8 protein-coding genes and 1 pseudogene are annotated in these 10,125 nt (G+C 46.5%); 5 read left to right on the forward strand and 4 right to left on the reverse strand.

What is annotated here, in order from left to right; genetic code table 11:
* The 3 genes and pseudogenes from Q0R35_RS14525 to Q0R35_RS14535 all read left to right on the forward strand — a co-directional run.
* Positions 1–231, forward strand: a pseudogene (locus Q0R35_RS14525) (hypothetical protein); the annotation flags it as partial.
* 206 nt (positions 232–437) lie between these two features.
* The gene (locus Q0R35_RS14530) at positions 438–1,205 is read left to right on the forward strand and encodes a DUF1350 family protein (protein ID WP_295619665.1); all 768 of its coding nucleotides are present in this window, start codon (positions 438–440) and stop codon (positions 1,203–1,205) included.
* 190 nt (positions 1,206–1,395) lie between these two features.
* Positions 1,396–4,146, forward strand: a complete 2,751-nt coding sequence (locus tag Q0R35_RS14535) for a carboxypeptidase-like regulatory domain-containing protein (protein ID WP_295619668.1) — start codon at positions 1,396–1,398, stop codon at positions 4,144–4,146.
* Positions 4,147–4,171: 25 nt separating this feature from the next.
* On the opposite strand, the gene aroB is transcribed toward Q0R35_RS14535, so the two are convergent.
* Together aroB and Q0R35_RS14545 are read right to left on the reverse strand one after the other, a co-directional pair.
* Positions 4,172–5,359, reverse strand: a complete 1,188-nt coding sequence (aroB, locus tag Q0R35_RS14540; protein WP_295619687.1) for a 3-dehydroquinate synthase — start codon at positions 5,357–5,359, stop codon at positions 4,172–4,174.
* 235 nt (positions 5,360–5,594) lie between these two features.
* The gene (locus tag Q0R35_RS14545; RefSeq protein WP_295619671.1) at positions 5,595–6,551 is read right to left on the reverse strand and encodes a protochlorophyllide reductase; all 957 of its coding nucleotides are present in this window, start codon (positions 6,549–6,551) and stop codon (positions 5,595–5,597) included.
* Positions 6,552–6,824: 273 nt separating this feature from the next.
* Here Q0R35_RS14545 and ylqF point away from each other — a divergent pair, with 273 nt between their 5' ends.
* Both ylqF and Q0R35_RS14555 read left to right on the forward strand, forming a co-directional pair.
* Complete coding sequence (gene ylqF, locus Q0R35_RS14550; protein WP_295619674.1) at positions 6,825–7,676, forward strand: ribosome biogenesis GTPase YlqF; 852 nt, start codon at positions 6,825–6,827, stop codon at positions 7,674–7,676.
* A gap of 227 nt (positions 7,677–7,903) precedes the next feature.
* On the forward strand, positions 7,904–9,025 hold the full coding sequence (locus Q0R35_RS14555; RefSeq protein ID WP_295619678.1) for a glycosyltransferase family 4 protein: 1,122 nt from the start codon (positions 7,904–7,906) through the stop codon (positions 9,023–9,025).
* Between the two features lie 107 nt (positions 9,026–9,132).
* Here Q0R35_RS14555 and secG read toward each other — a convergent pair whose 3' ends face one another.
* Together secG and Q0R35_RS14565 are read right to left on the reverse strand one after the other, a co-directional pair.
* A complete protein-coding gene (gene secG / locus Q0R35_RS14560; RefSeq protein WP_295619681.1) occupies positions 9,133–9,402 on the reverse strand; it encodes a preprotein translocase subunit SecG in 270 nt (89 codons plus the stop codon).
* A 207-nt stretch (positions 9,403–9,609) separates the two neighbouring features.
* On the reverse strand, positions 9,610–10,125 hold a 516-nt coding region (locus Q0R35_RS14565; RefSeq protein WP_295619684.1), incomplete at its 5' end, for an alkaline phosphatase family protein.

Genomic DNA, 10,125 nt, shown 5'->3' on the forward strand with positions numbered 1-10,125 from the left:
ACCGCAGCCACAGCCGCTTGGATCGATCGTCGTTCTCCGGTATTTGTCGAAAATCGCAAACGCAAGTGGCAAGAATTTTATCTATGTGAATGTGGTACTGCGTGGTGGGGCTGGAGCGACGATCGCACGCCCAATGAATTCGCCAATCGCGCACCAACTGGCGAAAATCGCAATCCCTTTAACAACGAAGATGGCGATCTCGACTACGATAGCTTTTTTGGCTACTTTTAGATGAGATGGGAGTTCGGAGATGGGAGATGGGAGTGTGGGAAGCGTCTCGGAGCGAAAACGCGAGCCGCTGTCTTGACTGAAACACATGCTTCTCTACTCTCCGCGCGTTTCCTGCTTTGCCTCTCCAACGAAGATTCTAAGTCGCAAAATCCAAAATCTCCCATCTCCGATCTCCCATCTCCCCGAAAACCTAACACCTAAGCATAATGGATTGGCAAGAAATTTCTGGTAATTGGGTCTATATTCCGCGTCAGCCGCGTGCTGTTATCCATTTTTTAGGTGGGGCATTTGTCGCTGCGGCTCCACATTTGACTTACCGACTATTGTTAGAAGAATTGGGAAAACAAGGTTATGCGACGATCGCAACATCATTTATTAATACCTTCGATCATCGGGCGATCGCTAGTGAAGTTTATAACAGTTTTGAAGACACATTAGCACTATTACAACGACGCAAATATTTGCCCGATCGATTGCCAGTGTATGGAGTCGGGCATAGTATGGGTTGTAAGCTCCAGCTTTTAGTCGGCAGCATGTATGATGTCAACCGTGCTGGCAATATTTTAATTTCATTTAATAATTTTTCTGCTCGTGACGCGGTGCCATTAATAGGGCAAATGCCGTCGGAGTTTAATATGGAATTCTCACCCAATCCCCAAGAAACTCTCGATTTGGTTGCTGGTTATTATGATGTACCGCGCAATCTAATTATTAAATTTAGCAACGATACGCTCGATCAGTCTTATACTTTGGGTCAAACTTTAACTAAAATTTTCCCAAATACAGTCTCGACGCAGACGCTCGGCGGTAGCCATCTTACACCATTAGGACAAGATTTTCAGTGGCAATTAAATTCGCAAGCTTTTACGCCTTTTGATGCGATCGGGCAATGGATCAAACAAGAAGTTCAGCGAGATTTGCACCAGCTCAAGGAGAAAATGTTAGTCTGGCTCGATCCGGTTGGGGTGGCTTGACGGAGGGAGTAAGGAGTAAGAAGTAAGGAGTACAATTGCCTTTCCCCTTTCCCCTTCTTCCCTTTCCCCTTCTTCCCTAAAACCTAAAACCTAAAACCTAAAACCTAAAGCCTAAAGCCTGTAATTTTGAGTGTCGAAAAATCTGATAAGATCGAGCTAATAATGTGTTGACTACCACTGGCGATCGACTTTGGGATTTTATTGGAAAAATCTTGGTAAAAATACCGAGCTGCTAGCTCAAGCTGTGTTCTGGTGCGGATTGTCAGGACAGATGCTATCGCTCGACGTGCAAGCAATACCACCACCAGTGGCTAAAGATTTAGCTCCAGAGATCGATCGGCAGATCTTGAAGATCGATCGGATTAAAGCGAGTGTTAATAATCTACCATCGCAGCAAATCGAGATTATTGGATCGATCGATTCTGCGCGAAAACAGCCGATCGATTATTCACGATGGCTGCTTCCTTTTGATGATATGCTCAAACGATTAGAGATTCAACAAAAACAGCTTCCCACTGGCGAAATCGAACTGACATCGCCATACTTGCAAGTCAGATTGAAACCGCACCAATGGCAATCTCACCCGCAGCTAGGCAAGGTGATTAGTATTGGCGAACTCCAGAAATTGCCAGGGCTAAAAATTGAATTTGACAAAGCGGCTGGCGAGATCGCGCTCAAATTTAGTTATACTTTGCCCAAAGATCGCCCTCAACCCGTGGTCAAGGAAGCACCTGTTAGTTTGACAGGATTAGTTGCGATCGACCCGCCTACGGCTAGTATTAGTGCCGTACAGGAGCGAATCAATCTCAGCGGTTCGACTAATAATCAGCTCAATACTCAGGGTGAATTTAAAGCCGTCGGGACGGTATTGGGTTCGAGTTGGTATTTGCGTGTAGATCAGCCCAAACTCGCCAACCTGTTGACTTGGGGCTTGAGCGATGCAGTAGTCATCAACCAAAGTAATACATCTGACTGGATTGCGGGTTCTCAGAGTCCATTTTGGCGCAGACAGGGGAACCCGACAGGTGCATATTGGGGGATTACGACAATTCAGCGGCAAGATTTTACACCGCCGACATCCTTGGCGGGGGGCGATTTTTTGCCGAACGATCGCTTACAATCGAGTCGGCTGGGGCGCACGGTCATCGGTCAAGCGCAGCCCGGTACGGTGGTACGATTGGTGCGGGGGTTTACGACTAATGTTGTCGGACAGTTATTAGTCGATAGTTCGGGGGTATTTCGGTTCGAGAATGTAATTGTCAGTAACGATGGTGAGTTTGGGAGTAATTATCGGCTGTTGCTGTATCCTAACGGTCAACTTACCGCCGATCCGCAGGTACGCGATGTGACATTTACGACGGTTCCCGGTCAATTACCCGTCGGTGCGGGGGCGTTGATTGCCTCTGCGGGGGTAAATTATAATCGGGGGACGAACGAATTTGTCGGTCAATTCGACGGTTTGCAGGGTGGGGTAGCTTATCGGCGGGGGATTAGCGAATCGTTGACTGTAGGTGGCGGTGTAATTGCCGATCCGTTAGCGGTGCGCGGATCGAGCGAGGTATTTTGGCAACCTACAGGCATACCCCTTCAGGCTTCGGTTTCGGCAGTAACTGGCGATCGATGGGATATTGTCAGTAACCTTAATTATCAACCGACTGGCAATTTTAATGCCAATTTTAGTAGCGATAAATTTTCTAGCCGCGCCGCACTTAACTGGCTATTGACACCGCAATTTACGGCAACTAGTAAGTATGATAGTTTGTCGGGTGTAGCGATCGGCGGTAGCTATAATTTTAGTGTGGCTCCCAATAGCAGTAGTAACATTCAAGGAACTTTCGATAGTAAATCTTTTTTACGGTGGAGTGCCAACCACAACCAGAATAATTGGCAAATCGGACTGCAAGGAAATGAAATTAGTCTTAATTCCGAAGTTAGCTATCGCATCCCTGTTGCGACGGGAACTGCTCACAATCTCGTCGTCAATTATCAATCGACTTATGCAGGTGCCCCGACTACTTTAAGTCAATTAATCTGGCGGTATCAGTCTACATTATTTCAATCCGAACTAGGCTATGGTTGGAGCGGCTTCGGTCGCGGAGCCAACGCAGGTATCGGCGTAACCTTAGCTCCTGGCTTACAATTAATGGGTAGATATCAGGGGATTTCTGCTTTTACCAATCGCGAGAACTTTTCGCTCGAAATTCAATCTACTCTCGATTTCCAGGGTGGAAGTGTGACTAATACGCGAGTAGAAGAGTTGCGTACCCGTGGCGGAATTGCCATTCAACTATTTTTCGATCGCAATGGTAATGGCAAGCAAGATCCTGGTGAAGAAAGTTACTGGAATTCTGAATTAGTTACCCTCGATAATAAAGCCCTCAATCCCAGTCAAACCACTCAATTAGCCAACCGAGTCGAAATTAGAAGTCCACCCGGAAGTTATCGACTCGATCTCAATTCTGCACGCCTGCCACCTCACTGGCGAAATGCCATGACCGATGCGACTGGTAAGCCAGTTACCGCCATGCGTGTTAATGTAGCATTGGGCAGTTATACTACCGTCTCAATTCCCTTAATGCCGATTTATACTGTGACGGGAATAGTTTCTGACTCAATGGGTAAACCCCGCGCCAATGTCGAAGTTATCGCCATTCAACTATCGACAATTACTGGAGATCGTCCACCCCCAACTATCCCAAATCGTCGATCGACAATCACCAAACCCGATGGTAGTTATGAGTTTGCCGATCTCCCCTTCGGAGCTTATCAAATTTCGACTTCAGGGCAATTGCAACCTGCGACTGTCGCGATCGTTTCTAGTTCGCCCGTCCTTCAAAGAATCGATCTTCGCCAAACGAGCATCGGCTATTTAACACCATGTCCTCAATTGACGATCGATAGTAATTCACAAGTTTTTGTTAACTGCTGGCAAGGTTTTTAAACTCAAAAAAATTAACAAATATTCATCAATTATTGCCAGTTGGCACCATCGATTCTAAGACCTGCTTAATGAGCAGATCTGAAACCAGATTGACATCAGAACTAGTGGGTTCGTAACCAATTGTCTGAGTTTCGCCGATCTTCGTAGGCAGGATAAATACGCCTCGACCTGCTTTAACTTTTTTATCCCGTTGGAGAGCGACAATGATGTCATCTAGATTATTGATGCTATCTGGTAGTCGTGTTGATAAGCCTGCCTTGGTAATTACATCATTTTGGCGTTGTACCTCTGCTTGTGTCCATAGTTTGAGCTGCACCGCCAGTTGTCCGGCAGCTACCATCCCCATCGCGACTGCTTCACCATGATTGACTATTTTATATTGAGTCACACTCTCGATCGCGTGCCCGATTGTATGCCCGTAATTTAATGTTGCCCGCAATCCGAGGGTTTCATGCTCGTCTTTACTTACCACATCTGCCTTGGCTTTGGCAGAGCGCGTTAAAATAGTCATCAAGAGTTCGGGATCGATGCGCTGTTGGAGGCTAGTGGCTGCTGCTAATTGCTCGAATAACTCTCGATCTCCAATAATTCCATATTTGATGACCTCCGCCATCCCCGCCCGAAATTCGCGCTCTGGAAGTGTGTCTAGGACTTGCGGATCGGTAAGTACTAAGCGCGGTTGATGAAACGCACCGATTAAATTTTTCCCCAGAGGATGATTGACACCAGTTTTACCACCGATGGAAGAATCGACCATCGCCAGTAGTGTCGTCGGTACCTGCACCACGTTGATGCCGCGCAGCCAGGTAGCCGCTGCAAAACCTGTCATATCACCAATCACCCCACCACCCAAAGCGACCAGTGTTGAAGAGCGTTCCAAGCCATTCTCCAGCGCACAATCGTAGATCTGCTGAAGCGATTCGAGCGTCTTAAATTGTTCGCCGTCGTCTAACAAGCACTCGGATACTTCAAATTTGGCTGCTGTGAGAGAGCGGATCGCACGATCGCCATAAAAGTCGAATACCGTCTTGTTCGATACCACCATTACTTTGTTTCCCAGTGGAGCGGCAGTCACTGGCGGTAGAGTAGAGGCGATGCTCTGCGACCGATTACTGCCAAGGGTGCGACATGTTGTGCCCAATCGATCGAGATTTCCAGACGCGATCGAGATTTCATAACTGTTGGCACCTAAGTTGACTAGAATGCTCGGCATGGCTGATATTGACGACATAAATTTAAGGGTTTTAATTAACTGTCAGAGATCTTTTTTTAACCGCAGTAATCTAGATATCTCGTAGGGTGGGCAATGCCCAGCATCCAGGTTTCAGGCCTAACTTATTTTATAAGAAATTGCACATACCTACTTAGATCGCTCGCTCAATTAGAACAACCGTAATTTAGATCGATAGTGCTAGATAATCGAATCGACTAATTAGCACCAGCATAAATTACCCCAACCCGACTAATTTCTCACTCAACTCCCACATTTTTACGGCTTTATCGTCGCTAGCTTTATCCGACAACTCCTGTACGAAGCCCTCGCGCCCTGCTTGTTGACGATTACCCCAACTCCAATGTACTCCAGACTGGTGAAACTCAGGATCGGCAACCACTTGTGCCACCCGTTCCCCCGCTAGATCCTGACTCACATAACCCCCAGTAATATTCTTTTGGAACCACGGGAAAATCTTTTGAAATAATGGATAACTATTGCGAAATAGCGGTGTATCGGCAACACAACCGGGATAGAGCGTATTAAACACGATTCCCGTCGGCTCGTGATAGCGACGGTGTAACTCGCGACTCGTCATCATATTACACAATTTACTATCCTTGTACGCCTTTCCTGCCTTAAATGGCTTGCCATCAATCATCGAAATGGGATCTTTAAATCCTGCCGCCAATCCTTGCAAATCGCCTAAATCCGCAGGTGCAGGAATTGGAATCTTACCGCCTAACTCCTTAGAATTGGCTGTAACGGTGCCTAAAATAATTAAACGTTTCTCTGGTGCCGATGACGCTTTTAAGTCGTCTAGGAGCAGATTAGACAGCAGGAAATGACCGAAATGATTGGTCGCAACACTGATTTCGTAGCCTTCTGGCGATCGCAGCGGCTCTTTGAGCAGGGGTAAATACACCGCCGCATTGCAGACTAATGCGTCTAACGATTTACCTGTAGCTCTAAAATCCGACACAAATTTGCGAACGCTCTCTAAAGAACCCAAATCGATATGCAGAATACTATAACTATCGAGCGACATGCCGACAGATTGAGCGGCTGTCTCGGTTTTAGCCAGATCCCGACATGCCATTACCACATGCCAGCCCCGTTTTGCCATCGCTTTGGCAGTATACAAGCCTACACCCGAAGAGGCTCCAGTAATTACAACTGTTTGTTGTGTCATTTTAATAAAATTATCTTAATTAGATTTATAAATTCAGATTCGATCGAAGATCTGTGAAATCGGGCGATTCTTTGGCAAAAATTGCCAGATACCCTAGCCCTATAGTATTAAATAAGGTCGATCGTTTTATAGCCAGATTGATAAAATATTTACAAAATCTCGATCTGCTCTAACCCCTATTCCCTATTCCCTATCCCCTATTCACTATCCACTCATATTAAGTTCGATCCGAGCGGTTAAACTGGTAACTGAATAATGTGAGAACTGTTTATCATGCCAATGCCTGCGATTCAATGGTATCCCGGACATATCGCCAAAGCCGAACGCCAACTTCAAGAACAGGTAAAAAAAGTTGATGTGGTGCTAGAAGTGCGCGATGCGCGGATTCCTTTTGCTACTTACCACCCGTTACTCGCAACCTGGATTGGTAACAAACATAAATTACTAATTTTAAATCGGGTCGATATGATTCCGCCGACAGTGCGAGAATTGTGGACGGAATGGTTTGTCTCGCAGGGCGAACAGCCATTTTTTGCTAATGCTCAACAGGGTACGGGTGTCATCGCCATCTCTAAAGCTGCTCAATCGGTAGGAGTAGCCATCAATCAAAAACGTAAAGAACGGGGGATGTTGCCGCGTCCGGTGCGGGCGGTGGTGATTGGGTTTCCGAATGTGGGTAAATCAGCCCTAATCAATCGGTTGCTCAATAAGCGGGTAGTCGAAAGTGCCAGACGGGCGGGCGTAACTAGAGCACTGCGATGGGTGCGAATTTCCGACCAATTAGAGTTATTAGATGCACCCGGAATCATTCCCGGACGGTTAAACGACCAAGACGCAGCGGTGAAGCTAGCAATCTGCGATGATATTGGGGAAGCTGGCTACGATCGCCAAAGTATGGCAGCAGCCTTCATTGAATTATGTCAGGAGTTAGGCTATGTCGAAGGTTTGAATGCCAGATACGGTTCGATTCCCATAACTCTCAGCGGCGAAGAATATCTCCACCACCTCGCTAATGAAAAGTATCGCGGCGACTTAGAACGCACTTCTCATCTAATTCTCAATGATTTTCGTAAGGGCATCTTAGGCAGTATTCCCCTAGAGTTACCCCACACTCTCAGTGATTGAGGATGCTGCTGCATGGCGATTCTGCTAGCCCATCTGTCAGGATCGTTCTTTAAGTTGTTATTCCCGATTCCCGATCCCCGATCCCCGATCCTCTTGCTTATGACAGAGGGCGAGCTGTCATATTGCCTCTATCGGTCTGGTAGATTTTACTGGTATATTTAAGAATTACTAAATGTTTAATTTTTAAATATCCGAGTTTACTGAGTACTGAATCGATTTAACGAAAAATGCATATCGCGTGGCTGGGAAAAAAAACGCCCTTTTGTGGCAATGTTACCTATAGTCGAGAAATTACCACCGCTCTAACTAATCGCGGGCATAAGGTCAGTTTTATGCATTTTGCTGACACTAAAGCTGATGGCGATGAAGTACCACTACCTTTTTTATACAAGTCTCAAGTATTTACGATCCCCACGATTAGGGCAAAACGGGTACTCGAACGATCGTTACGCCGCAGGAAACCAGACATAGTTCATGCTTCTTTGAGTTTGTCACCATTAGACTTTTTGCTCCCAGAAATTTGTCAAGAGCTAGATTTACCGCTAATTTCTACATTTCATACGCCTTACGATGGGAAACGGCGAAATGTGACTTCGACTACTCAATTACTTGCCTATCAACTATATGCACCATTTTTAGCCAGATACGATCGAACGATTATTTTCTGTGAAGAACAGCAAGATTTATTAGTCAAACTCGGCGTACCTAAAGAGCGAATTATCGTCATTCCCAATGGTGTTGACGAACAGAAATATACCCCAGGTACGAGCAACATTAAAGCCGAATTTAACGCTAGGCAAATTTATGTCTATCAGGGTCGAATTTCGACAGAAAAGAACGTTGAATCGCTGCTCAAGGCTTGGAAATACTGCAATATGAGCAACTATGGTTGCAAGCTTTTACTCGTGGGCGATGGGCCGAATAGACCCAATCTGGAGCCATTTTATAATAGCGAACATGGTGTAATTTGGCTGGGGGCAATTAGAGACGACGCGCGCCGGATTGAGATTTTGCGCGGTGCAGATGTCTTTATTCTTCCTTCTTTGGTTGAAGGTCTTTCGCTGTCTTTATTAGAAGCAATGTCGTGTGGAATTGCCTGTGTGGCAACCGACGCAGGCGCGGATGCTTCGGTGATTGCTGGCGGCGCGGGTGTGGTTATTAATACTCAAGGTGTATCTGGGCAACTGAGAACGATTCTGCCACTTCTGCGCGAACATACTGCCTGGCGGGAAACGTTGGGCAAATCGGCGCGCCAACGGGTATTAAGTACCTATACTCTTAAAGGTAATGTCGATCGCATCGAAAATCTCTACGGCGAAATTCTCGCACCCCTTCGCGCGGCTGGTTGATAGGAATTGGGATGTATAGCATTCGCGATCCTGGCTAAGACACAAACCCGACTTTTTGGAAAAGTCGGGTTTGTAACAGCACATGGAAATGAAAAATGTGCAGCCTGTTATGGCAATACTGGAGGAGATACCACTGGGGGAACGACAGCACCAGTGTTTGGTAAACTGAGAATAATTGTGAGTGTGATGAATACTAAAAACAGACCCCACGTCACCCGATTGAGGCTGCTTTCGGCACTTTTGGTGCTGCTAAATAACTGAGCTTGACCGCCAATTCCCCCGATTCCATCACCTTTGGGGCTGTGGAGTAGCACCATAGCTGTTAAGCCAAATGCCGATATACACCAAATAATCTCAATAATATTAGCAGTATTCATTCAACAAACTTAAATCTTAAATAGTCATCGATCTATTGTATCTCGATTCTTCTTAAATCGGGATGGCGGCGATTCTCTTGCAGAGAGCCTACTCGTGCTGAGCGAAGTCGTAGCGTAGCGTCTCCATCAGGAGAAGTACGCCAACGGTTAGAAGTCCCCAGGGACGGACAAATGAGTAAATTTACCCATTCGCCCAGGATCGCCATCTTACACCCCTACGCGCATTGGCGATCGAGTGGGTTGAAATTCAACTAGCGTCGGTACAATTATCGATTTACCAGTCATTTCCACAGGCTGGGGAATTTGGAGAATCTCTAAAATCGTCGGTGCTAAATCGGCTAGCTTACCATCGTCGCGGAGCGTGACATCGGTGCCGTGTCCGGGGAGTTTGCGACCTTCGCCTTCGACTAAAATTAATGGTACTTGGCTGGTGGTATGTGCCGTCCACGGATTGCCCCGTTCGTCGCACATATATTCAGCATTACCATGATCGGCGGTAATTAGTGTCGTCCCGCCAACTTTACCCACGCCTTCGAGTAACTTACCCAGACAATTATCGACAGTTTCGATCGCGTGAATCGTCGGCTCCATTTTACCTGTATGCCCCACCATATCTGGGTTAGCATAATTAACAACAATTAGCGCGTATTGCTGTTTGGCGATCGCGGCTAACACCGTATCGGTAACTATCGATGCCGACATTGCTGGGGCGCGATCGTAAGT

The sequence above is a fragment of the Chamaesiphon sp. GL140_3_metabinner_50 genome, assembly GCF_025361915.1.
Classification (GTDB): domain Bacteria; phylum Cyanobacteriota; class Cyanobacteriia; order Cyanobacteriales; family Chamaesiphonaceae; genus Chamaesiphon.

Bases quoted from the DNA above. Each gene is read 5' to 3' on its own strand.
- Q0R35_RS14530 (WP_295619665.1), top strand. From the start codon at position 438: ATGGATTGGCAAGAAATTTCTGGTAATTGGGTCTATATTCCGCGTCAG.
- aroB (WP_295619687.1), bottom strand. From the start codon at position 5,359: ATGCCGAGCATTCTAGTCAACTTAGGTGCCAACAGTTATGAAATCTCG.
- Q0R35_RS14545 (WP_295619671.1), bottom strand. From the start codon at position 6,551: ATGACACAACAAACAGTTGTAATTACTGGAGCCTCTTCGGGTGTAGGC.
- ylqF (WP_295619674.1), top strand. From the start codon at position 6,825: ATGCCAATGCCTGCGATTCAATGGTATCCCGGACATATCGCCAAAGCC.
- Q0R35_RS14555 (WP_295619678.1), top strand. From the start codon at position 7,904: ATGCATATCGCGTGGCTGGGAAAAAAAACGCCCTTTTGTGGCAATGTT.
- secG (WP_295619681.1), bottom strand. From the start codon at position 9,402: ATGAATACTGCTAATATTATTGAGATTATTTGGTGTATATCGGCATTT.